General features: G+C 58.6%; 15 protein-coding genes. 13 read left to right on the plus strand and 2 right to left on the minus strand.

Going from position 1 to position 23,159, the window contains the following annotated elements:
- The first annotated feature begins 41 nt into the window (after positions 1 to 41).
- From FLT43_RS19415 to FLT43_RS19445, 7 genes are all read left to right on the plus strand, one after another.
- Positions 42 to 1,694, plus strand: a complete 1,653-nt coding sequence (locus FLT43_RS19415; RefSeq protein ID WP_244194311.1) for an SWIM zinc finger family protein — start codon at positions 42 to 44, stop codon at positions 1,692 to 1,694.
- A complete protein-coding gene (locus FLT43_RS19420) occupies positions 1,691 to 4,603 on the plus strand; it encodes a DEAD/DEAH box helicase (RefSeq protein ID WP_087444024.1) in 2,913 nt (970 codons plus the stop codon). Before FLT43_RS19415 ends, FLT43_RS19420 begins: the two co-directional genes overlap by 4 nt.
- A 1,079-nt stretch (positions 4,604 to 5,682) precedes the next feature.
- Complete coding sequence (locus tag FLT43_RS19425) at positions 5,683 to 6,360, plus strand: SOS response-associated peptidase (protein ID WP_087444023.1); 678 nt, start codon at positions 5,683 to 5,685, stop codon at positions 6,358 to 6,360.
- 287 nt (positions 6,361 to 6,647) lie between these two features.
- Entirely contained in the window at positions 6,648 to 7,376 is a 729-nt protein-coding gene (locus FLT43_RS19430) for a DNA-3-methyladenine glycosylase (RefSeq protein ID WP_087444022.1), read from the plus strand.
- A 459-nt stretch (positions 7,377 to 7,835) separates the two neighbouring features.
- Positions 7,836 to 8,282, plus strand: coding sequence for an ArsR/SmtB family transcription factor (locus FLT43_RS19435; protein ID WP_244194310.1), 447 nt, complete (start codon positions 7,836 to 7,838; stop codon positions 8,280 to 8,282).
- The gene (locus FLT43_RS19440; RefSeq protein ID WP_087444021.1) at positions 8,248 to 10,524 is read left to right on the plus strand and encodes a heavy metal translocating P-type ATPase; all 2,277 of its coding nucleotides are present in this window, start codon (positions 8,248 to 8,250) and stop codon (positions 10,522 to 10,524) included. The genes FLT43_RS19435 and FLT43_RS19440 overlap by 35 nt, the downstream gene beginning before the upstream one ends.
- 233 nt (positions 10,525 to 10,757) lie before the next feature.
- Entirely contained in the window at positions 10,758 to 12,074 is a 1,317-nt protein-coding gene (locus FLT43_RS19445) for an ArsR family transcriptional regulator (RefSeq protein ID WP_087444020.1), read from the plus strand.
- A 111-nt stretch (positions 12,075 to 12,185) separates the two neighbouring features.
- On the opposite strand, the gene FLT43_RS19450 is transcribed toward FLT43_RS19445, so the two are convergent.
- Positions 12,186 to 12,965, minus strand: a complete 780-nt coding sequence (locus FLT43_RS19450) for a class I SAM-dependent methyltransferase (protein ID WP_087444019.1) — start codon at positions 12,963 to 12,965, stop codon at positions 12,186 to 12,188.
- Positions 12,966 to 13,202: 237 nt separating this feature from the next.
- Between FLT43_RS19450 and FLT43_RS19455 the strand changes: the two genes are divergently transcribed.
- The 5 genes from FLT43_RS19455 (at position 13,203) to FLT43_RS19475 (ending at position 19,452) form a co-directional block, all read left to right on the plus strand.
- Positions 13,203 to 13,931: a DsbA family protein gene (locus FLT43_RS19455; RefSeq protein ID WP_244194309.1), complete on the plus strand. Its 729-nt coding sequence runs from the start codon at positions 13,203 to 13,205 to the stop codon at positions 13,929 to 13,931.
- Between the two features lie 20 nt (positions 13,932 to 13,951).
- On the plus strand, positions 13,952 to 14,374 hold the full coding sequence (locus tag FLT43_RS19460) for a disulfide oxidoreductase (RefSeq protein ID WP_087444017.1): 423 nt from the start codon (positions 13,952 to 13,954) through the stop codon (positions 14,372 to 14,374).
- Positions 14,375 to 14,415: 41 nt separating this feature from the next.
- Positions 14,416 to 15,687, plus strand: coding sequence for a methyl-accepting chemotaxis protein (locus tag FLT43_RS19465; protein ID WP_087444016.1), 1,272 nt, complete (start codon positions 14,416 to 14,418; stop codon positions 15,685 to 15,687).
- Positions 15,688 to 15,891: 204 nt separating this feature from the next.
- Positions 15,892 to 17,643, plus strand: coding sequence for a glycoside hydrolase family 35 protein (locus FLT43_RS19470; protein WP_087444185.1), 1,752 nt, complete (start codon positions 15,892 to 15,894; stop codon positions 17,641 to 17,643).
- Between the two features lie 63 nt (positions 17,644 to 17,706).
- Entirely contained in the window at positions 17,707 to 19,452 is a 1,746-nt protein-coding gene (locus tag FLT43_RS19475; RefSeq protein ID WP_087444015.1) for a DUF4091 domain-containing protein, read from the plus strand.
- A gap of 949 nt (positions 19,453 to 20,401) precedes the next feature.
- Here FLT43_RS19475 and FLT43_RS19480 read toward each other — a convergent pair.
- Positions 20,402 to 21,448 (minus strand): alpha/beta hydrolase, encoded by a 1,047-nt coding sequence (locus FLT43_RS19480; protein ID WP_087444012.1) that lies wholly within the window; start codon positions 21,446 to 21,448, stop codon positions 20,402 to 20,404.
- Positions 21,449 to 21,625: 177 nt separating this feature from the next.
- Here FLT43_RS19480 and FLT43_RS19485 point away from each other — a divergent pair, with 177 nt between their 5' ends.
- Positions 21,626 to 23,158, plus strand: coding sequence for a cobyrinic acid a,c-diamide synthase CobB (locus FLT43_RS19485; RefSeq protein ID WP_087444011.1), 1,533 nt, complete (start codon positions 21,626 to 21,628; stop codon positions 23,156 to 23,158).
- Position 23,159: the final 1 nt, after the last annotated feature.

Genomic DNA, 23,159 nt, shown 5'->3' on the forward strand with positions numbered 1-23,159 from the left:
AATGCGGCCTTCTCCATGAGAAGCCGTGAAAGTGGAGGTACGTGCGCTTGTCACAACTGGGATTATCCGTTAAGACATTCAACCGTGTCACCGAGCAGATGAAGCGCCGTTTTCGCTACGCTACTTTGGAACAGGGCTGGCGCTACTATCGCAAGCAAGCCGTGCTGGATATGACGGCGGAAGAACAGGCCGGCGGCGGGGCGGAGCCGGTTCAGTGGATAGCGGCCGAGGTGTATGAGACGAAGCGCTACCGTGTCCGGTTCAACTGCACCGCCGTCAAGCGGAGCGAGTGCACCTGCCCGGAGGAGGGCGGCTGCAAACATATGGCCGCCGTCTATTTTCAGCTGTGTGACGAGTTGGGGAAGAAGCCGGAATTGTATCTGGCGGAATTCCGCCAGGTCTATATCGAAGAAGAACGCCAACGCATGGTGCTGCGCAAGCGGGCGGAGCATAAGGCGGAGCTCGAGCGGCGGAAGAAGGCTTGGCAGATGAGTCTGTCCCCATCGGCTCCGGCGCAAGAATGGCATGATTTTTTTCAGCGAAAATATAGCAAGCCCTTCACCGATTACCATTCTCCTGTGACCGATATCGCGGCCTGGGCGCAAAATGAATTGTACCGCGAGGGAGATCGCTTTCCCAAGGAGGTTGTTCCGTTGTACCGCATGCATGTTCTGCTTTTCTTGCTGCGGCAGCTGTCCATCCGGTACGGCCAGGGCAGCTCCCGGAGCTATCCGGGGAGGGACGCTCCGGCCGAGGAGACGGTTCGGCCCTATATGGAGGAGCTGCGGCGGCTGGCGGAGTCTTACGACCTGTCCGCTACGCCTGCGCCTTACGTGCAGCATATAGCCGCCCTGGGCGAGATAGCGGAAGCGGTGGCCTTGTCGGAAGAGGAATCGGCGGTCGACGGGCTGGACGTGCTCGCCTTGCTCTGGTCGACGGTATTGAACCGTCCGGACTGGATGGAGGAGGCGCACCGCAGGCTGGAGCGGATGCTTGTCCCCGTCTCTTCGCTGCGTCCGCGGCGCCGGGACGCAATCCGGGTGGCGCTGGTCCATTTGGAGGTGCTGCTCGGACGCGAAGCCGAGGCGGTGAAGCGGCTGAGCGAGCTGACCTATCACAACGATCCTGGCCGGTACTGGGGATACCTGAGCGAGCATGAGCGCTCCGGGCGCTATGATCGGATTGTCTATTGGCTGGGCGCCCTCGCTCCCCTTATCCGGCAGTCCGGCCAGAGCGCCGATCTGGAGCAATATTGGGAATTTTGGAAGCGGGTCTACGAACGGATGCCCGGCAAGGACGGTCTGGAATCGCTCGTCCTGTCCCTCCTGCCTGGCATTTACCCGTACTTGTCTTCCTTTTTGCTGGAGCAGGCGCGGTACCGCGATTGGGCGGAAATTCAGCTGCTGCAGCGGATCTCGCCAGCCGAGATCGCCGCTGGCGAACTGGAAGCGATGGAGCGCGCCGCCCCGGAGCTGCTGCTGCCGTTGTTCCATCAGGCGATTGAACGGCATATCGAGGAACGGACGAAGGAGCATTACCGCGAGGCTGCGGGCTTGCTTCAGCGGTTGAAGCCGCTCTATGAAGCCTGCGGCGCGGCCGGGACGTGGGAGCTGTTCATGGAGCGGTTCACGGCCCGCTATGCGCGCTTGCGGGCGCTGCACAAAGAGTTACGAGAAGGAGCGCTCTTGACATGAAGGAACAGGGAGCTTGGAAGGTGGAATGCCTCTCCCGCCGGCAGGGCGGGTTTCTGCTCCATCACGGAGAGTTCAGACGGGCCTTGCGGACGTTCAAGCATACGCTGTTCGGCTGGCACCAGCCTTCCTTTTACGGCACGATGCTGGACGAGGCGGAGGAAGGGCGCGTCTCGGGGATTGCCGTCTCTCCCGTCATGCTCCTGGAGCTGGCGGAAGAGCCGATCTCCGTCCGGTGGGCGGGGATTGCATGTGGAGACAGCTTCCGCATCGCGGCATCGGCCGCCCATATCTATGCGGAAGTGCTGCGGGATGGCCGGTACCGGCCGTCATTTGATTTGTGGAAGCAGGGGAAGCGAGGCTGGGATCTGCAGCTGACGATGGAGGAGCGCCTGGCTCTGGAAGCGATGGAGCAAGAAGCGGCCGCCCTTGGGGATCCGGGCCTGGCCCGCTGGTTCGATGAACTGATGGCTGACGCCCAGGACCGGCGCGACGATCACCCGAATGTATGGCGGATGATCGCGTCTGTGAGGCCGGGTATCGAGACGCTGCGCCTTCCCGAACGGTCTGCGGACTGGTGGGAGGAGGCCGACTGGCTGGAGGCGATCGGCTGGGTGAGGGACGAGACGCCGTTCCGCCTCATGCTGCGGCTGGACGAGCCGGAGGAGGAACGCGCTCCGTGGCGGTTGCGCGTGCTGCTTCAAGACAAGCAGCAGCCTGCCGTGCAGTTGGCCTGCGCGTATATTCCCGAAGGCCGGGGCTACCGGGCTGACGCCGCGGAGGGCCAATTCCCGGAGGCGTGGCAGCCCTATGTCGACAGCCGCGTGCATCATGAGACGGACAAAATTGTCCGTCTCCTTCCTTGGCTTGCCCCGGAAGAGGCCGGCGGCGGGATCAAGACGCAGCTGACTGAGGCGGAGGCGTGGCGCTTCCTCGCGGAGGGCAGCCTTGTTCTGACCGATGCGGGCATTCTGGTCGCCGTTCCGGTCTGGTGGCAGCGGGCGCGCCGCTTGCAGACGCGGCTGAAGGCGAAGCTATCCGGGAACGGCTTCGCCGGGACGTCCTATATCGGACTGGAGCAGATGGTGCAGTTCGACTGGAAGCTCGCCATCGGCGACGCCCAGTTCACCGAGGAGCAATTCCGCGCCCTGCTTGAAGAGGATCGGCGGCTCATTTACCAGAACGGGCAATGGGTAGCGCTGAACCCGGAGGAAGCTGCGCGGATTCGGCGCATCATGATGAAGGCGGAGCGGGACGGTCTGTCGCTGGGCGAAGTGCTGGAACTGCAGCTGGCCGCTGAGCGGGAAGCGCTGGAAGAGGAGGATCCGCTGCAGCGGGAGGACGCCGTTCGCCTGGAGCTGGAGCTGAACGGCTATATTCAGACGTTCATCGACAAGCTGAAGCATCACGACTCCATTCCGCTGTGCGAGCCGCCTGCCGGCCTGCGCGGCGAGCTGCGCAGCTACCAGGTCCAGGGCTTCTCCTGGCTTGCCTTCATGCGGCGCTTCGGGCTGGGCGCCTGTCTTGCCGACGATATGGGGCTCGGCAAGACCATACAATGGATTGCCTATATGCTCCGCATTCAAGAGGAGGAACCGGAGCGGGTTCCATCCTTGCTCATCTGCCCGACCTCGCTGATGGGGAACTGGCAGAAGGAGCTGGAGCGCTTTGCGCCGAGCTTGAAGGTGCATTTGCATTACGGGCTTGATCGGGCCAAGGGAGAAGGCTTCGCTGCTGCGGCCCGGCAAGCGGATGTCGTCATTACGACGTATACGCTGGCGCTCAAGGATCGGGAGGAGCTGCGGCAGATCGTCTGGAACTCGCTCTGTCTCGACGAAGCGCAAAATATCAAGAACCCGTATGCCAAGCAATCGGTGGCCATTCGCAAGCTGCAGGCCAGACACCGAATCGCCTTGACGGGAACGCCGATCGAGAATCATTTGACCGAGCTGTGGTCCATCTTTGATTTCTTGAACCCGGGCTATCTGGGGTCGCTCGCCCATTTCCGCCAGACCTACATTTTGCCGATCGAGCGGACTCGCGACACGGAATGGATGCAGCTGGTGCAGCGGCTAGTGCAGCCGTTCCTGCTGCGGCGCATGAAGAGCGACCCGCATATCCAGCTCAATCTGCCGGAGAAGCACGAGGCGAAGGTGTATGTTCCGCTGACGGCGGAGCAGGCGTCCTTATACGAGCAGACGCTGCAGGATCTGTTCGCGCCGATCGAGCGGATGGATGAGCGGATGGATATGCTGGAGCGGCGCGCTCATATTCTCGCGGCCCTCACGAAGCTGAAGCAGGTGTGCAATCATCCCGCGATGCTGCGCAAGGAAGGGCCGCCTGGATGGAGGCCGGAACGCTCGGGCAAGCTGGTCCGCCTGCTGGAGATGCTGGAGGAGCTTCGTTCGGAAGGCGAGCGCTGCCTCATCTTCACGCAGTATGCGGAGACGGGCCGCCTGCTGCAGGCGGTGCTGGAGCGGGAGACCGGCGAACGGGTGCCGTTCCTGCACGGCGGCGTGCCGAAGAAGGATCGGGATCGGATGGTCGAGCAGTTCCAGGAGGAGGGCGATACTGGCGCTGGGCGGGCATCGGCTTTCATTCTCTCGTTGAAGGCCGGCGGAACGGGATTGAATCTGACGGCGGCGAATCATGTGTTCCACTATGATCGGTGGTGGAATCCGGCGGTCGAGAATCAGGCGTCCGACCGGGCTTACCGCATCGGCCAGACCCGCAACGTTCAGGTGCACAAGCTGATTGCGCTTGGCACGCTGGAGGAGCGGATCGATGATATGATCGAGCAGAAGCTGCAGCTGAGCGAGCAGGTGATGAGCAGCGGCGACAAATGGATCACGGAAATGTCCACGACGGAGCTGCGCGAGCTGTTCGCCCTGCGGAGTCATTGGATGGAATAACAGAGGCGTCCCCGCTTTAGGCCAGGGGGCGCCTTTTTGGCATTGCATCGCTTCCATGCCTAGCGTCTGCCGTGCCTAGCGTCTGCTGTGCCTAGCGTCTGCTGTGCTTTGCATCTGCCGTGCCTAGCGTCTGCCGTGCATAGCATCTGCTGTACCTTGCATTTGCGGGTGTCCTGGTCGGGCATTGGCTAGCGGCACGTTCCGGGTGGAAGCAAAGGGAGACGGGGTCCCGCCTCCCCCGCATTATTGGCGCGCCCAAGGATGCCCAATCCTCCGTCATTTTCTCGCAGTCTGCCTGCCCGTCATTCCTCCGTACCCTGCATGCCCCCCGTACCCTGGATACCCACGGCGGGGAAGAAGGTTCCCAATGCCGTCTGCCGGGTTATCGGGCCAATTCCTGCAATTTTACAGTATTTTATGGCCACGCCGGGCCAAAACGCGAAAATTCCTGCCGGATTGCAGGAATTTCCCTGTTTTAGCGCTGCCGGAACTGAATCGGGGTGAAATTGATGTATATTTGCAGGATTGATCTTCGGAGATTTTAATCGTAGAAAAATTCCTGCACTTCTGCAGCATTGGCGGGGCGGAACGGTGAAGGGGCAGCGCTCCAAGCCGAGGGCTCGCGAATTACGTAGATGGGCTGCCGTCTGAACCGCCTAAGAAGATGACTGATGATAGCTGCTTGCCCGGCACGTTAGAGCAGGCTGTTGTTTTCCACTGGATATCTGCATAACTTTCCTTTTTTTACAAAACCTAAGCGGAGTTCTTGTTCACGATCCGGATTTCCCGATGCCGGGGTTGGGGATGCCAGAGTTGGGGATGCCGTAGCCGCCGGTGCCGGAGTTGGGGATGCCAGAGTTGCGGATGCCGTAGCCGCCGATGCCGGGGTTGGGGATGCCAGAGTTGCGGACGCCATAGCCGCCGGGCCGGAGTTGCAGATGTCGGAACCGCGGATGCCGGAGCTCCCTGTACCGTCAGGGCACCCGATGCAGGCGCAACAAGGGAAGAGGGCTTGTGACGCCCTCAACGGACAAGGACAAGGACAAGGGCAAGAGGGTCAAGCAAAAGGAGGATGCAGGATGTGCAGAAGGTTCTCGCTCACCGCTGATTTGCCGGATATCATTGAGCAATTTGAGGTCGATAAGGTCATGATTCATTACCGTCACCGCTATAATATCAGTCCCACCCAGACCGTTCCCGTCGTGCTGCAGCGGAATGGTGTGCGGATTCTTGATGAATACCGCTGGGGAATGGTCCCATTCTGGGGCAAAGACTCCCTGAATGCAGACATTTATTCCGTGCAGGGCAATCCGGCCTATTGGAAGGTCGTCGAGCGTCAACGATGCATTATTCCGTGCAGCGGCTTCTATTATTGGCGGCGGGAAGGGAAGAAGAGCTTCCCTGTCCGGACGGTGCTTGGCGGCAAGGACGTATTCGGCGTCGCCGGGCTGTATGAGCAATGGAAGGATGCCAAGGGGCAGGCCCATTCCACCTGCACGATCGTCATGACCCGGGCGAACGATCTGGTCGCGGAGTTCGACGGGCATATGCCAGCCATTCTGGAGAGGGAGGCGATCGGCGCGTGGCTCGATCCGGCCGTGACCGAGGTCGAGGCGCTGGCCCGGCTCCTGGTCCCGTATGATCCCGCAGGCATGACGGCTTATCCTGTCACCGTCCTCGTCAATAACGACGAGTATGACACATCGGATTGCATTAAGGAAGCGACGGATTTGAAATACGCCTATGTGAAGCCGTAGCTTCGGACCCGGATCCGCTCAGCGGTAGGACTTCCGCCGCCCTCCAGGGCCTATACCGCTCAGCGGAAGGAATTCCGCCGCCTCCAGAGCCTATACCGCTCAGCGGTAGAAGTTCCGCTGCCCTTCACAGCCAATGCGGCTTAGCAGATGCGGTTCTGCAGCCATCCGGGCGCTGCTCTGTCCCGTGCTTGTTCAAGCGCGCTTCCGGATGACTCCCCTCATTCCAGGGCAAGGAATATGCTATCATAGCGTCAAGAAAAGAGCAGGAGAGGAGCGGAAGAATAGAGATGGAGCGAGAAGAGGACATCCGCAGTCAGACCGAGGCCGGGAAGGGCGAATATACGTTATGTCACCAGTTGGAGCCGGGGGAACGGCTGCCTCGGTCTCTATATCGGATGGATGCCGTGTCGCTGGCGCAGACCCTGCTCGGCATGGTGCTCGTCCGGCGCACGGAGGCGGGCATCATTCGCAGCCGCATCGTGGAGACGGAGGCCTATGTAGGCCCCGAGGACAAGGGCTGCCACGCTTACGGCGGACTGCGCACAGCCCGGACGGAGCCGATGTTCGCAGATGGCGGAACTTCGTATGTCTATTTTATTTATGGCATGTATCATTGCCTGAATGTGGTTGCGGAGCAGAAGGACAAGCCGGAGGCGGTGCTTATTCGGGCCGTGGCTCCTTGCACGCCGGAGGACGAAGCGAGGATGCGCTCGTTCCGCGTGATCCGCTCCCGCAAGCCGGCCGATCTGTGTAACGGCCCCGGCAAGCTCTGTATGGCGCTGAATATCGACAAGCAGTGCAATGCCCTGGATTTGACGGACAGCGAGGAGCTGTGGCTGGAAGCAGGGATCTGCCCGGGCGCGGATCGGATCGTCGCCGCCCCGCGCATCAATATTCCGTATGCGGAAGAATTCGCGGACAAGCTGTGGCGTTATTACATACAGGGCGATCCCTATGTCTCCGTCGTTGACAAGGAGGCCGTGCCGCTGCTGGTGGCGAATCAGACAGAGCTGTAGATGGCTGTTGAATTCGATGCAGACGGAGATGTACATAGCTGTTGAAGGCGACGCAGTGGAGCGGTAGAAGGCCTGCGGGAATCAGTCGCTAGCCGGGCAGCGGGGCAGGACGCCGGAACGATGGCGCCGCATGAAGTCGCTGCGGACGGCAGGGACAAATGGAATAGAACCGTCAGGAGAGAGTCCCTCGTTCCTGGCGGTTTTGTGCTGTATAACAAGATAAATCGGAAACTGGGAGATAATGAATATAAGCCTTGCTTGGTTGCGGAGATAGGGCCCTCGCCTAAAAATAAATTCATAGTCAAACAATCACTTGAATGTTAGAAGGAGATCGGATATAGTACAGATAAGGACATATTCAATCATTCGTTTGATTGTTTGAAGAGTGCTCCATTTTACTTATCCTTTTACGATTTCATGTTCTACATTAAACCTCACATAACGAAATGGAATGGAGTGGTGACCTTGTTGGAAGAGAAGCGGCAGCAGGCCGATATGAATGGCTCCGGAACAAGCAAAGACGACGTGTGCGATATTGTATGCTATGACGCGGAGAAGATTCGGCAGCTGCAAGGACGTGTGCAGGAGGAAGAGGTTCAAGGCATGGCGCAGATGTTCAAGGCGCTGTCCGATCCGACGCGGATGAAGATGGCGTGGCTGCTGGATGAGGGCGGCGAGCTGTGCGTATGCGATATGTCTATTCTGACGAAGCAGTCGATTGCGACCACGTCGCATCATTTGCGCTTGATGAAGTCGCTGGGGATCGCGACCTCGCGCAAGGAAGGGAAGAATGTCTTCTATTCCCTGGCGGACCACCATATTCGGACCTTGATTCGCATGACATTGGAGCATATGAGGGAGGAACATTGCCATGAAGACACAGGAGCGGGAGAGAACAGACGCTGACGAACGCGTTGTGTACAAAGTGCAAGGGCTGTCTTGCGCCAATTGCGCGGCCGGGCTGCAGGAGGAGATCCGCAGGCTGGAGTTCGGAGAAGATACCGTGCTCAGTTATAACAGCTCGACCTTGAAAATGCATCGGCGCGTTGATATGGATAAAGTGCGGCGTATCCTTCGTTCGGATGGGGCGCGACTGGTGGAAGCATCGCAAGCGGCCGGAGCGGCAGCCGCAGGCGCCCATGCCCATGGCCATTCGCACGGCGACGGCTGCTGCTCCGAGGGAGCGCACAGCCATGTTCATGGGCATCACGATGAGGAAGGACACGGCCATGGCCATGATCACAGCCATGGCAACATGAATCGGATGAAATGGTTTCTCGGCATTTCCGGCGCCTTGTACTTATCGACCTTCGTACTGGACGGCCGCCTGCCGGGCCCCGTCCTCATTGTCATCTATCTGGCTGCGATGGCGCTTAGCGGCTATGTTACGTTTTTGAAGGGCGCCCGCAATCTGCTGCGGTTGCGCTTTACGATGGATACATTGATGACGGTTGCGTTGACCGGAGCAGTGCTCATCGGGGAATGGAAGGAAGCGACGCTGGTCGCAATTCTCTTCGGGCTGAATGAGATGCTGGAAGGCTACGGTATGGAACGGGCCCGCCGTTCGATGGAGACCCTGCTTGCCGTCGCTCCGAAGGAAGCAACCGTCATCCGGAATGAGCAGACGGTGTCGATTCCGATCGAGCAGTTGGTCGTTGGCGATGTTGTTCTCGTCCGTCCGGGCGAGAAGATTCCGTCCGACGGGACGGTCATGGAAGGGCGGAGCGCCGTCGACGAAGCGGCGATTACGGGCGAATCGCTTCCCGTCGCGAAGGAAGTTCAGGATACCGTATTCGGCGGCAGCGTGAATACGGACGGGGTCCTGAAGGTGCGGATCGACAAGGCGTATGAGGATTCGTCGCTCGCCAAGATTTTGCACCTCGTGCAGGAGGCGCAGGACACGAAGACGCCGACGGAGCTGTTCATCGACCGCTTCGCCAAGGTATATACGCCGATTATTATGGCTGTCGCGGCGCTTGTCATCGTTATCCCGCCTCTCTTCTTCGACGGGGATTGGTATAAATGGCTGTATCAAGGCTTGGCGGTGCTGATTGTCGGTTGTCCGTGCGCCCTGGTGCTGTCGTCGCCAATCGCCATTGTGAGCGGCATTACCCGGAACGCCCGCAACGGGATTCTCGTCAAAGGCGGCGTTCATCTGGAGCAGCTTGGCAAGATCGAAGCGCTGGCCTTCGACAAGACCGGTACGCTGACCAAAGGCGAACCGGCCGTGCACGAGGAGGCCGTCTACGATGCGGGCCGCTTCTACCGGATTGCCGGCGCGGTCGAGCAGGCTTCGCTTCACCCATTGGCGAAGGCGATTATACGCCATCTGGAAGTGAAGCGGGAGACGGCGTTCGATGAGCCGTCGGAGAGCGAGACTGTGCCCGGGGAAGGCATCCGGGCGGTCGTCGGAGGTTCCGTGTATTGGGTAGGCAGCGAGCGCGTGCTGGACATCGTCCAGGCGAGCGGAGCAGCCGCCGAGCGCATCCGGCAGGCCCGGGACGAAGCGGAACGCATGAAGGCGAAGGGCTTGACCCTGGTCGCCGTCGTCTCCGAGCAGGATGGAGAGCCGCTTGGCCTGTTCGGGCTCGCGGACGAGATTCGTCCGGAGAGCCGCGCTACCGTGGCTGCGCTGCATGAAGCCGGCGTGAAGCATACGGTGATGCTGACGGGCGACCACGCTCAATCAGCGAAGCAGGTCGCGGATGCGGTTGGCGTGACCGACTGGTTCGCGCAGCTGCTGCCGCAGCAGAAGGTCGGCAAGATTAAGGAACTGGCCGCGAAGTACAAGGTCGCCATGGTCGGCGACGGCATCAACGATGCGCCGGCGCTCGCATCCGCCCAGCTCGGCATCGCCATGGGCAAAGGGACGGACAGCGCCGTCGAGACGGCCGATATCGTGCTGATGCAGGATCACCTCGGCAAGCTGCCGAATGCGATCCGGATCTCGAAGCACGTTAACCGGATTATCCGCTGGAATATCGGCATCGCGCTCGGCTTGAAGATCGCGGCGCTGCTGCTCACCATTCCAGGGCTGCTCACGCTGTGGATCGCCATCCTCTCGGATATGGGAGCGACTATCCTCGTTACATTGTTGGGCTTGACCATCCTGCTCGGCAAAGATAAAGATGTCGGCGGCGTCAACTAAATCCGAACTTGCCATAACGCAATATTCAGGCCTTCCCTTGACGTCTCGGAAGAGACGCGAGGGGAGGTCTTTTTTTGCCGTTCGGGCGCAGTTGGCAGGAATGGCGGAGGATATAAGGGGAAGAAAGGGCAGCGGGTGGGCGCCGGAACAAGAAGCTGGAGGCCGGATCGTGTAAATGGGGACAACTATGGAAATAACTTTACAGAATGTATGAAGTAAGGAGTGGGTTTGTAATGACGACAGTCGAACAAGGCGATCGCTCCAACCGCCGCAGGACCCGGGAATCGGTCTGGAGGGCAGGCCTCCGTTCGCTGCGGGGTCACGGTCAGGGCATCGGGCGGATTGCCCGTCTGCCTTGGGCAGCCGTACTGCTTGCCGGCGTCCTGCTGCTTGCTGCCGGCTGCGAGAAGAGCGAGCCGGTGACCGGAGAGGCCGCATTCCATGCCGGCGAGCCGCTGGCGGAGGAGCGGGCACATGATGCGCCCTGGATCGCCACGAAAAATATGGTCCGCATTAATACGAACGATCCGGTGAAGGCCGCCGTCTACGTGTCGCGTACGGTATGGCCTGCCGAAACGGATAATCAGCGGCCGAACGCCGTCGTGCTGGTGCCGAAGGAGGATTGGGCCGTTGCGATGGCGGCAGCCGATTTAATCCACTTTCCGAATAACGGGCCCTTGCTCTATCTTGATGCCGATGGCATTCCCAACGATACATTGGCCGAGCTGAAGCGGCTGAAGCCTGCCGGCTCTCCCGACAATAACGGCGTCCAGGCCATTGTCGTCGGGAAGGTGAGTGATGACGTCCTCAAGGAGCTTCGCGGGCTGGATCTGAAGGTCGATGCGATTCAAGGCGATGATCCGGCTCGCGTCGCCTCGGCCATCGACGCCTATTATACGCGCGTAAGCAAGGAACAGCCGTCCTCGGTCATTATCGCTTCCAGCGAAGAGGCGGACTACGCGATGCCGGCTGTCAGCTGGATTGCCCATATGCCGGAGCCGGTGCTCTATGTTAGCAGGCAGGGCATTCCGCAGGCGACCGCCGATGCCCTCGCCAAGCGGCGCAAAAAAGCCGTAATGTATGTGCTAGGCCCGAAGGAGCTCATTCCCGAGGAAGTGCTGGAGCAATTAAAGGCTTTTGGCAGAGTGGAGCGGATAGCGGCGGACAGTCCGATCGAGCTGGCGATCGCGTTCGCCAAGTACTACGATCCGCAGACAGGCTTCGGATGGAGGATTAGGACGCCGGGGCACAATTTCTCCTTCGTGCGCGAAGGAGATGAAGAGCTGGCGGTCATTCAGGCGCCGTTCGCTCATCTGGGCAAGCACGCTCCGCTGCTGTGGACGAGCGGAAGCAAGGTCCCGCCGCAGCTGCAGGCCTATCTCGAATCGGTTCGGCCCCGCTATAAGGAGACGCCGGTCGAAGGGCCGTTCAATGCGGCCTGGCTGACCGGAGCGGAGGAGACGGTCATGCCGAGCGTGCAGAGCGCCCTGGATGCGCTGCTCGAAATCGAGCCGCAGTCCGGAACGGGGCATGGCGGCCACGGCCACTAAGCCTCGATTCGCCCCGCGCCCCGCTAAACGCTGAACGCTAAACGCTGAACGCTGAACGCTGAACGCCAAGAGAAGAGCGCGAGCCGGATGAACCGCTCGCGCTCTTGTGCTTCATTCGCGCAGCGTCTTATGCGCCGCGAACCGAAGCCTTGCGTAGTCCAAGGTCCATTCGTCCCCGCTGTACAACGAAGGACGACACCGTTCCTTAACGAGACGGAACAGGCGGCCTGACTCCTTCTCTCCTACGGCGCGGACGAAGGGCTTAGCGAAGCTCTCCAGCCAGCAATCCATTCCGGCATCGCCATCCGGAAGAGCGGTAGGCCGATTGAAATGAACGGCCATATCGACCTGGAAGCCGGCCGCCTCCAGCCGCGCGGCATACTCTCCCAAGGAAGGGAAAGACCACGGATGGAAGGCAGCGGCATCGATTCCGTATTCGGCAAGCAGCACATCTTCGATAGCTTGCTCCACGGTGCGGATATTCCCCCGGCCGCCGAACTCCCCGACGAACCGCCCTCCCGGCCGCAAGCATCGCCATATCTCGGCGAGAACATGGTCCGCCGCCTTCATCCAGTGCAGCGCCGCGTTCGAGAAGACCGCATCAAACGCTTCCGCCACCGCTTCAGGCAGGGGGCATTCCGCGTCTGCGACGATGAAGCGCAAATCCGGGTATTTGCTGCGCGCCTGTGCAATCATCGCTTCCGATTTGTCGATGCCGACCACATGAGCCCCGCTCTCCCGGATGCGGGCCGTGAGATCGCCGGTGCCGCAGCCGACATCCAGCACGGATTCTCCCGCTTTCGGCTGGAGCAGTCCAATCACATGTTGTCCATGGGCGGACACGAATCCAAGCTTGCTGTCATACAGTTCAGGACGCCACTCGTCTGCCATTCCTGGCTCGCTCCTTTTCGGCTTCAGTATGGTTTGATTATGGCACAGATCTCTTTATTGCTGAAATATATAAGTCCTATCATATTTATAGCCAATCGCAATAACTTGATTTGTTATGTTAACAAACAGTGACATACCTCACAGATTTGAAGAGAAATTTATTAAAACAAATGGAAAATTGTCCGTATATCTATTAAAGTTAAGAAAGGAAGAAACAAGTAGAAAAGGGTGAATCCATTGGCAAAAACTACGAAACACCGAGCGACCTCAAGCTCGCGCAAAGGAAAAAAAGGAAATGACCGGGCCTTTTTGTTAATGATCCCCATCGCGATTGTCGTCTTGGCCGTTCTCATTTATGTATTGAATCAGCAAGGGGAGAAAATGAAGCAGGAAGAGATAGCGAACCAGCCTCCGGTTGAATTCAACATCGAGGGACAGCCTACGCTTGGGAATGCCGATGCCGCTGTATCGATAGTGGAATTCGGCGATTACAAGTGCCCGGCCTGCAAAATTTGGAATGACACCATATACCCTCAATTGAAAGCGGACTATATTGACACTGGCAAAGTGAAATTCACGTTTTTGAATAAGCTCGTCATTCCGGGCTCCGAATTGGCGGCCGAGACGGCCGAAGAGGTGTTCCGCCAGCAGCCGGAAGCGTTCTGGTCGTTCCATCATGAGCTGTACCGTGCACAGCAGGAAGAGAGGCAAGACTGGGCCACAGCGCCGTTCCTCATCGATTTTGCCCAGCGGACGGTGCCGGATCTCGATACGGCCCAGCTGGAAAAGGCGCTTCAGGATCGCACAATGCGGGATGAAGTGATGAAGGACGAGCAGCAGGCGGCTCAGGCCCGGGTTCACGGCACGCCGGCGGTGTTCGTGGACGGCGTGGAGTTCAACGGCAATTATCTAGATTATGAAAGCCTCAAAGCGATGATCGATAAAGCTTTAGAGAAGGCGCAATAAACGGAACTGGGGGAACCGCTATGTCGAGCATTCGAAGATATGCTTTGCATCTCGCTTGGCTCGTCGCGATCATCGCGACGGGCGGCAGCTTATACATGAGCGAAATTCTGCTCTGGGAGCCATGCAAGCTGTGCTGGGTACAGCGTATCTTCATGTACCCGCTGGTTCTGCTGCTGGGGATTGCCGCTTACCGCGGTGACCGGGGGATTTTCCGCTACACCTTGCCGCTGTCGATTATCGGAGGCTCGGTGTCCATTTATCATTACATGGTGCAGAAGGTTCCAGGCATGGAGGAGATTTCGCCTTGCCGGACCGGCGTGCCTTGCGGTTCCGATTACCTTGATTTATTCGGTTGGATTACGATTCCGTTGTTGGCTCTCGTTGCTTTTGTCTTGATTACGATCCTGTTGTTCACCGCGAGTAAGGACGAATCCGAAGAGTAGAGACAAACCATACCGTTCATCAATCATGGGGAGATGACAAGATGAAATTCGGATTTCAGACGAAAATGGTGTTGGGGTTGCTGATCGTATCGGCGGTCACGTATGCGACCAGCGGATTTTTCATCTTTATTTTGAAGCCGGTATTGGCGCCGGATATGAACGCCGTTGTCTATGATGCCATTATTTTTGCGCTTGGCATCTTCTGGACATGTTTTCTCGGCTGGCTGGCCGCCCGCTTCATCGTCAAGCCGCTGACCCAGTTGGCGAAGGCGGCTGACGAAGCGGCGCAGGGCAATCTGAATGTCGACATACCGGCCTACCGGTTCCATGATGAGATACGCATACTCGTCGAATCGTTCGGGACGATGATACGGAATCTGCGGAGCATGATTGCGGAGATTAAGCTGAGCGTGGAGATTACGACGCGCAATACGGAGATGCTGGGGGATGCGATGTCGGCGGCAGCTGAGCAGATTGAGCATATTTCACGGACGGCGGAGGAGATGAACCGGGGGGCTGAGCAGCAGGCCGAATGGACGGCCGAATCGGCGGCGACGGTCGAGCGGATCCACGAATCCGCGGTGGACGTGCAGCGCCAGGCAAGCGACACCGAGCGGATGACCTCCGACATGCTGGGAGCGCTGGCCAACAGTGAGGACATGCTCAAGTCGATTATCGACGGCATGCTTCATGCCGCGGAATCCGGCCAAGCCTCCATCCAGACGGTGGAGCGCTTAAATGATCAGGCCGCCCAGATTGGGGATATCTCCATTGCCGTACGGGAGATCGCGGATCAGACGCATCTTCTCGCCCTGAATGCTTCCATTGAAGCGGCCCGGGCCGGAGAGCAGGGTGCCGGCTTCGCGGTTATCGCCTCTCAGGTGCGCAAGCTCGCTGAACAGAGTGCAGAAGCTGTCGGCAGCATTAACGAGCGCATCGTACATATGCAGTCCCAGGTTGAGGAAGCGGTTCGGCTCATTACCGCACAGGTGGAGATGGTCAGCGTCGAAGCGGGGAAAAAAGACGATGCCGCGGAAGCGCTTCACACGATAGCGGAAGTGACCCGGCGGGCATCCTCCTCGATGCGCGACATTGCATCGGCGGTCGGACAGCAGACCGAGCAATTTGCCGCTACCCTCGGGCAGACGAAGCAGATGGCCGTCGTCGTGGGAGAGATGGCGTCAGGCACAAGGCAGGTGGCGAGCGCCACGCAGGAGCAGACCGCGATGATGCAGGAAATCGCGGCATCCTCGGAGGTGCTGCGTGAGCAGGCAGTACGCTTGAAGCGTCAGACGGAAGTGTTCCGAGGCTGAGCTCAAGCCGAATGAAATAATGAAGTTGAACGAGACTTGCACCGGTATGAGCGGGGCAAGTCTCTTTTTGCAACATTTGTGCATGCAGGTGGTAAAAAAATTGCATGTTCATTTGCTGGAAAACCGCTATCATGAAGGTAAGGTCTGCTGCAGATCGAAGGAGCAGGTATGATTCAGGATGATATCGGCGAAGGAGAGAAGCCAATGACAACGCTTTCTTATGACGAAGGGCAATTTAAGATGGGCGACCGCCCCATTCAGCTTATTTCCGGTGCGATACATTATTTTCGCATCGTGCCGGCCTATTGGGAGGATCGGCTGCGCAAAATCAAAGCGATGGGCTGCAACTGCATCGAGACCTACGTGGCCTGGAATGTGCATGAGCCGCGCGAGGGCGAGTTCCATTTCGAACGCATGGCAGATGTGGCGGAGTTCGTCCGTCTCGCCGGCGAGCTTGGCTTGTATGTGATTGTCCGTCCAAGCCCGTACATTTGCGCCGAGTGGGAATTCGGCGGCCTGCCGGCTTGGCTGTTGAAGGATGACATGAGATTGCGTTGCAACGATCCGCGTTTTTTGGAGAAGGTGTCAGCTTATTATGATGCGCTGCTCCCTCAATTGACACCGCTGTTGGCTACCAAGGGCGGCCCGATTATTGCTGTTCAGATCGAGAATGAGTATGGGAGCTACGGTAACGACCAAGCGTATCTGCAAGCGCAGCGGGCGATGCTGATCGAGCGTGGAGTCGATGTGCTGCTGTTCACCTCGGACGGCCCTCAGGATGACATGCTGCAGGGGGGCATGGCGGAAGGCGTGCTTGCGACCGTTAACTTCGGTTCCCGACCGAAGGAAGCGTTCGACAAGCTGAAGGAGTACCAACCGGATGGCCCGCTCATGTGCATGGAATATTGGAACGGCTGGTTCGACCATTGGTTCGAACCCCACCATACCCGCGATGCGAAGGATGCGGCTCGCGTGCTTGACGACATGCTCGGCATGGGCGCCTCCGTTAATTTCTATATGGTGCACGGGGGGACGAACTTCGGCTTCGGCAGCGGCGCCAACCACAGCGATAAATATGAACCGACCGTTACAAGCTATGATTATGATGCCGCGATTAGCGAGGCCGGCGATTTGACCCCGAAGTACCATGCGTTCCGTGAAGTTATTGGCAAGTATGTCTCTCTTCCGGAAGGTGAGCTGCCGGCGAATACGCCGAAGGCGGACTATGGCTCCGTCCCGGTTACCCGCCGCGTGAAGCTGTTCGATACGCTGGAGCCGATGACGGAGGTCAAGGATAGCATTTGTCCGGAACCGATGGAGAAGTACGGCCAGAACAATGGCTTCATCGTGTATTCGACTCGCATCAGCGGACCGCGTCCGGAGAGCCGGTTAACGATTCAGGATGTGCGGGATCGGGCACTGGTGTTTCTCGATCGCAAGCTGATTGGCGTCGTGGAGCGCTGGAATCCGCAATCGCTTCCGGTCACGGTACCGGAGGACGGCGCCCAACTGGACATTCTGGTCGAGAATATGGGGCGGGTCAATTACGGGCCTCAACTGTATGACCGCAAAGGCATTACGCATGGGGTGCGCCTGAATGGACAGTTCCTGTTCCATTGGGAGGTTCGTTCGCTGGAGTTGGAGACGCTGGCCGGCTTGAGCTTCGATACAGCGGGGGCTAGGGCATGGGAAGAGGAGCAACCGGGATTCTATGAGGCGAAGCTCGTTATTGAGGATGAGCCGAAGGATACCTTCCTTCGTCTGGAAGGATGGAAGAAGGGCGTTGTCTTCGTGAACGGCTTCAATCTGGGCCGTTATTGGGAAGTAGGCCCGCAGCAAGCGCTCTATGTTCCGGCCCCGGTTCTGCGCCAGGGCGAGAATGAGATTGTCGTGTTCGAGCTGCACCGAGAAGGGGAGCCGCTGCGCTTTGAGGCAGCTCCGTCGCTGTCGAAATAAATAGGCTTTAGTTCGGTTCGCCAGCGCTGTGAACTATGCGAGCGGCAGAGGAGTGTGAGCTTAATGTATATTGGCTTGAAAAATATGTTCCATAAGGAAATGCGCACATGGAAGGGATGGAGCCATTACACCCAGCATGAGGCTGACGGCAATTCTCCTCATGAGATAGCCAGCTGCAGGCGGGACAGCGCCGCGTTCCAGGTGCTGGTGGCGGATGATCAGCCTTTCCTGCTGACGACACGGCCGGATGCGCTCTTCTGGAAGGGGGGCGCGCTTCGGATCGCCCGAATTGAAGTGACGGCCGAGGGCGTCCATGTGCAGCCGGAGATCAAGCTTGTCGGCTTCATCGAAGATGACGACGGCACGCCGAAGGCCGATCTGCTGCTGGAGGATGCCCATATTCATGTGCAAGCCCGGCAGGTGCAGCCGGTATGGGTGGAATGGCATGCGGACGAGAAGATGAAGCCGGGAACGTACGAAGGCAAGGTGCGCATCTACACGCATACGTTGTTCGAGGACGAACAGCTGACAGGAGAATGCGACTTCCGATGGACCGTCTTGCCGGAGAGGTTGCCCGAGCCGCGCGATTACCGGTTTTTTCTTGATTTGTGGCAGCATAGCTCCAATATTGCGCGCAAATACCATACCGGATACTGGACGGAAGAGCATTTCTCCGTGCTGGATGGTTACCTGGAGAGCATGGCCCGGCTAGGTCAGAAGGCATTGACCGTCATCGTATCCGAGATTCCGTGGTCCGGGCAATTCTCGCATAACGACCGCGAGCCGTCCGATCTGTTCGAGTACAGCATCGTCGCCGTTAGCAGAAGCGCGGACGGAGTTTTTCATTATGATTTTTCCGCCTTGAACCGCTACATTGCGCTGGGAGAGAAGCATGGCATTTGCGAGGAGATTGAGGTCTTCGGACTATTGAACATTTGGCAGGAAGCTGAATCGGGATACGGTTCCGTTGTCGAGGGTGCTCCCGACGGGGTGCGGGTTCGTTACTACGATGAAGCGAGAGGAACGTACCGTTTTATACGCGAAGAGCAGGATTTGAAGGCGTATGTTGAGGCGCTGGAGCAGCATTTTGTCACGACTGGCCGTATCGAGCGCGTCCGCATTTTAGCAGACGAGCCGGCAGAGTATGATTTGTTCAATCGCCGCCTGACCTGGCTGCGCGACGCAGCACCTTCCTTCCGTTACAAGGTCGCGATCAACCATGTGGAATTTGTGGAAAAAGGCTTGGAAGGCGTATCCGACTATGTGCCCTTGTTCAATTGTGCCGTGAAGGAGCATCAGCGGCTGATGGATCAGCGTGCGTCGATTGAGGGCAAGCTGCTCTATTACGTCTGCTGCAACCCGGCACGCCCGAATACGTTCCTGGCTTCCCCGCCGCTGGAGAGCCGGCTTATCGCCTGGTTCGCCGAGCGCCTCGGCACGGATGGCTTCTTGCGCTGGAACTACACGGTCTGGCCGGATAAGCCGCTGGAGCGGATCGCTTACCGCTCTGAAATATGGAAGGCCGGGGATACGAACTTCATCTACCCGGGCCCGCTCGGCAAGCCGCTGCTGTCCCTGCGTTACAAATGGCTTCAGCGCGGCATCCGCGACTACGAATTGATGCAGATCATGAAGGCCGAGGGCAAATCCGCCCAGGTACAGGCCGCCCTCGATCGCGTCTTCCGGTACGGAGACATACAGGAATGCGATCCGGAACTAGGAGCTTCTCCCGAAGCTCTGTACAGCCTCAAGGCTGAAGACTACGACATCCTGCTGTTCCAGCTCGCAACCGCCCCGGCTCAGACTTAACAGATTGAATACATAGCGGCATCCAGACTTGCGGGTGCCGCTTTTTATTTTGGAGGATGGGAATAGTGGTGGAGGGGATATGCCTCTTATGGACGTTCTCCCCGTGGCTCAGAAAGGTAGCAGGTGGGGGGCGGTGCTTATGGTCAATCTCCCAGCGGCTCAGGAAGGGAAGCAGGTTCGTGTGATCCTTACGGTCAGTCTCCCCACGGCTCAGAAAAAGGAACTAGTGCATGCGGCCCGGTCCTTATGGTCAATCTTCCCAAGGCTCAGAAACGGGAAACTTGTGCGTAGGGTCCTTATTGGCAATCTCCCAACGGCTCAGGAATAAAATCGTCCGGTATGAATGTAGAGACGAGCTACTTTTATTCAGCGTGTTTTCTCGAAAATAGGCCTTCATCCGTCAGGTGCAGGGGGACATGTAGCGGCGAGAAAAGAGTTGTGGGCAAGAACGAGACAGACATGGAGATGCCACGTTGATGTACCGCCTTCCCCAAATTTATGAGCCGATGGGATTGTGACCAAAAGGACTTGAGAGGGGAGCTCTGCGGAGATGTAATCGTTGATGGGGAGGCCATATGGGAAACGCACATGCGGGCAATCTGCCAGCGGCTCAGGAACGAGAACAGTCCGGTAGGACAGCAGGCGCAAGGGATGGAGGAATTATTGAGGCAAACCAAGAGAAAGGCGTCCAACAATATTGCCGTGCTGATGTACAGGTTCTCCCGGGAGCATGAGCCGATGGGATAGTGTCCAAAAGGGAATAAAGAGGCTGCTGTGGAAGAGGAGTCGTCGATAAGAGGATGGAGGCGCGCTACCCGTGAGACCGTGATGCCCGTGATACTCGTGATACTCGTGATAACCTTCGGTAATCAGGCTCTTAACTTCTGAGGGAAGGGGATATCGGGGAGTTGATGAGCATGTACTCCCCGGTTAGCTTGGCTGTCAATCGTCATGTAGCGCGATGCATGGATGCATGCGATGGTTCTTCTTGGACCTGGTATACAGGATACGGCTGCTGAACCGAGGCGGCGTCTTGGTGCTTGCTCGGATCGATTTCCTCCATTTCGCGGGCGGTGGGGAGGCCGGTATGTTGGATAACGAATTGGGTTACTTTGTCGGCATACCGTTCTTTGTCGTAGCAGTAGGCAACCCCATGGGTGGCCTCGTCGATCAGCAGCAGTTCCTTCGGCTCGGGCTTAGCCTCATACATATCGATACTCATATGAGTCGGGACGAAAATATCCGCTGCTCCGTGGATGAACAGGATGGGGAGCTTGCAGGTCTCCATTACCTTGAGCGGGCTGACATCTTTCATGCTGAATCCGGCTTTGCTCTCCAGCAGAATGTCGATCAGCTTCATGAAGGGCCAGGCCGGAAGGCGATTCAGTACGGAGACCTGATGGCGTATGAGCTCTGTCAGATCGGAATAGGGACAGTCGGCCACGATGAATTTCACGAACGGATGTGAATTGGCTGCGTACTCCAGCACGGTGCCCCCGCCAAAAGACTGGCCATGCAGCCCGATGGTGCAGTCCTTTCCTTTATTCGCGATAATCCAGTCTACCCAGGCTTCGATGTCGCGCTTTTCCTTCAATCCGAAGGTGGTGCGGATCCCCTCGCTCTGTCCGTGCCGCCGCTGATCGATAAGCAGGGCATTGTACCCGAGCTTGAAGAACATGTCCATAAATTGGGCCGACCACGGAAGAGCGGATGTGTAGCCGTGGACGATAATGACGATCCGATCAGAATAGGGGTGCTTTTCAATGTAATTGCCGTGAAGCTTCAATCCGTCGTGGCTGCGAATAAAAATTTCTTCTTTATCGCAATCGTCGAATTCTTGCTTGCTGAAGACGCGGTACCGCTCCAGCAGGTCGAAGCAATTGTCGTAGGTGGCCGGTCTTTTGCGGGTCATCTGGAAGACGGCATATCTTGGAACGATCCAGGCGATGAGAACGAAGATAATGATGAGCGTGCAGGCCAGGAAGATGTAGATCATATCCGCTTGTTCCCCTTGTCAGTTATTGTCGATACGATGGTATTAGGGTGTGCAGGAAAATGGCAATTTACACATCCCCGGATAAGGCTGCTGCCGCGCGCCTGCGCAATCCCGGTTGGCGTTCACGGTGGAGGTTCTGTACAATGGGGAAAAAGAGATGCGAAAGGATAAGACACCATGTCCGAACTTCATTCAACTCATTCGACATTTATCGAGCGGAATCCGAAAAAGGGGCCGCGCCGGCTGCTAATTGCCGGAACCGGAAGCGGGACCGGGAAGACGACGGTCACCCTTGGGCTGATGCGGGCGCTTACCCGTCAGGGCTGGAAGGTCCAACCGTTCAAATGCGGGCCGGATTACATCGATCCGACTTATCATACCGCCGTATGCGGAGCAAGTTCTCGCAATTTGGACGAATGGATGTGCGGATCGGAAGCGATGAGGTCGACCTTCCTCCGCCACTCCGCAGAGGCGGATATCGCGCTTATCGAGGGCGTGATGGGGATGTACGACGGGCGCCGCGCCGACAGCGATGAGGGGAGCGCGGCTTCGATTGCGAAGCAGCTCGACTGTCCGGTGCTGCTCGTCATTGATGCGTCAGGCATGGGACGAAGCGCCGCGGCGATCGTCCTCGGCTTCCAGCAGCTTGATCCCGAGGTGCGCCTGGCGGGCGTCATCGCGAACCGGGTTGGCAGTGAAGGCCATGGCAAGCTGATCCGTGAAGCGGTAGAGCAGGTATGCGGCGTGCCGCTGGTGGGCTACGTGCTGCGGGAAGACGGATTGCAGGTGCCGGAGCGGCATCTCGGCCTTGTGCCGGCTGTGGAGCGAGGCGGGCTGGAGACGCTGTTCGACCGGATGGCCGACGCTGTCGAGGCGCATACGGATATGGAGGCGCTGCTTCGCATCGCGACGGTCTATACGGCGGCTCGGGAGGAAATTGCCAACGGCGGCGGCCCCAGGGAGCGGACGGACACGGAGGCTATACCCGCTGGAGAAGCGCGCCCGGCGGAAGGAGCCGGCACGGCGGCGCTGACCGGCGGGGCGGAGCGGCGGCTGAGGTTGGCGCTCGCTCATGATGCCGCGTTTCATTTCTATTACGCGGATAATCTGGAGCTGCTCGAAGAGGCCGGCTTCGAGCTGGTGCGGTTCTCGCCGCTCCTGGACGAGCCGGTGCCCGAGGATGCCGACGGGCTTTACATCGGGGGCGGCTTCCCGGAAGCTTTTGCCGAGCAGTTGGCGCGCTGCGCCCGGACGCTCGGATCGATTCGGGAAGCTGTGGAGGCGGGCATGCCGACGTTCGCCGAATGCGGCGGATATATGCTGCTGATGGAGCGGCTCATCACCGTTGACGGCGAAGTCTGCCCGCTGGCCGGCCTGCTTCCGGGCGAGACGCGGATGGGCATGAAGCTGGCCGCGCTGGGCTACCGGGAGGTGACCGGCACGGACGGCAACTTCCTGCTGCGGGACGGGACGGCGAGAGGACATGAGTTCCATTATTCGACGATTGAGGAGCCTAAGGCCGGGCTGAAGCAAGCTTATCCTCCGGCCTATCTGTCCCGGGGAAGGGCCGGAGAGAAGCCGGAAGGAGCGGTGCATCCGGCCGGGCTGCCGCTCGTAGCCGGGTATACGCATCTGCATTTCGCGTCGAATCCGGAGATTGTGGCGAATTGGCGCGAGGCCTGTGTCGCATTTCGTCAAAAACGTATATAAT

Source organism: Paenibacillus thiaminolyticus (genome assembly GCF_007066085.1).
Classification (GTDB): Bacteria; Bacillota; Bacilli; order Paenibacillales; family Paenibacillaceae; genus Paenibacillus_B; species Paenibacillus_B thiaminolyticus.

Bases quoted from the DNA above. Each gene is read 5' to 3' on its own strand.
- FLT43_RS19420 (WP_087444024.1), top strand. From the start codon at position 1,691: ATGAAGGAACAGGGAGCTTGGAAGGTGGAATGCCTCTCCCGCCGGCAG.
- FLT43_RS19425 (WP_087444023.1), top strand. From the start codon at position 5,683: ATGTGCAGAAGGTTCTCGCTCACCGCTGATTTGCCGGATATCATTGAG.
- FLT43_RS19430 (WP_087444022.1), top strand. From the start codon at position 6,648: ATGGAGCGAGAAGAGGACATCCGCAGTCAGACCGAGGCCGGGAAGGGC.
- FLT43_RS19440 (WP_087444021.1), top strand. From the start codon at position 8,248: ATGAAGACACAGGAGCGGGAGAGAACAGACGCTGACGAACGCGTTGTG.
- FLT43_RS19445 (WP_087444020.1), top strand. From the start codon at position 10,758: ATGACGACAGTCGAACAAGGCGATCGCTCCAACCGCCGCAGGACCCGG.
- FLT43_RS19450 (WP_087444019.1), bottom strand. From the start codon at position 12,965: ATGGCAGACGAGTGGCGTCCTGAACTGTATGACAGCAAGCTTGGATTC.
- FLT43_RS19460 (WP_087444017.1), top strand. From the start codon at position 13,952: ATGTCGAGCATTCGAAGATATGCTTTGCATCTCGCTTGGCTCGTCGCG.
- FLT43_RS19465 (WP_087444016.1), top strand. From the start codon at position 14,416: ATGAAATTCGGATTTCAGACGAAAATGGTGTTGGGGTTGCTGATCGTA.
- FLT43_RS19470 (WP_087444185.1), top strand. From the start codon at position 15,892: ATGACAACGCTTTCTTATGACGAAGGGCAATTTAAGATGGGCGACCGC.
- FLT43_RS19475 (WP_087444015.1), top strand. From the start codon at position 17,707: ATGTATATTGGCTTGAAAAATATGTTCCATAAGGAAATGCGCACATGG.
- FLT43_RS19480 (WP_087444012.1), bottom strand. From the start codon at position 21,448: ATGATCTACATCTTCCTGGCCTGCACGCTCATCATTATCTTCGTTCTC.
- FLT43_RS19485 (WP_087444011.1), top strand. From the start codon at position 21,626: ATGTCCGAACTTCATTCAACTCATTCGACATTTATCGAGCGGAATCCG.